Origin of the sequence: Aeromonas sp. ZOR0002, assembly GCF_963866995.1 — a bacterium.
In the GTDB taxonomy this organism is placed as follows: domain Bacteria; phylum Pseudomonadota; class Gammaproteobacteria; order Enterobacterales; family Aeromonadaceae; genus Aeromonas; species Aeromonas caviae.
Genome location: NZ_CAWMFQ010000164.1, coordinates 1 through 774 on the forward strand (window position 1 = coordinate 1; position 774 = coordinate 774).

The window sequence follows — 774 nt, forward strand, 5'->3', positions numbered from 1 at the left end:
CACAGTGTCATGTCGACGCGGCGGGTATCCATGCGCGAGTAGTTGACGATGGTGCCGTTGAGGATGGCGGAGTTCGGCACTACCACCATCTTGTTGTCACCGGAGGTGAGGGTGGTGGTGAAGAGCTGGACCGATTGCACAACGCCATTGGTGCCTGCCACCTCGATAAATTCCCCTGCCTTGATGGGGCGGAAGATGATGAGCAGGAAACCGGCGGCAAAGTTGGAGAGAGAGCCCTGCAGCGCCAGACCGATGGCCAGACCGGCGGCACCGATAATGGCGACGAAGGAGGCGGTCTGCACCCCGACCCGGCCCAGGGCGGCGATCACCACGAACACCAGGATGGTGTATTTGAGGATGCTGCCGACGAAGTGGGTGACGGTGGTGTCCAGCTTGCGGGTCTGCATCACCTTGACCACGCCACCGCTGAGAAGGTTGGCGGCAATGTAACCGACCAGCAGGGTGATCAGGGCGGCGGCGATGTTGACCGCATACTCGATGATCAGTCCCTGGTTGTTGGTCAGCCAGGTCTGTGCTTCGGTAATGATCTCGGGTTCCATAGGATGTCCTGTTGGTGTGAAGATTTATGGCAGATGAATCTAACACTTGAGCGCGACAAGCTGGGTCGCATCTGGTGCTTGTCTTTTCTTTTGTGCCACAAAAAGCAAGGGAGGCCAAGGCCTCCCGTTTTGTCACAACCCTGCTGGCGCAGGAGCGCATCGAATGTACGCACTCAGCTTTGCAGCAGCTGGCTGCGGATAAACTGCCACTGAT

1 protein-coding gene is annotated in these 774 nt (G+C 58.3%); it reads right to left on the reverse strand.

The window, feature by feature from the left end:
• Window positions 1–560, reverse strand: a 560-nt coding sequence (locus tag AACR77_RS09610; RefSeq protein ID WP_042881060.1) for a mechanosensitive ion channel domain-containing protein, incomplete at its 3' end; no start/stop codon positions are given.
• Between the last annotated feature and the right edge of the window lie 214 nt (window positions 561–774).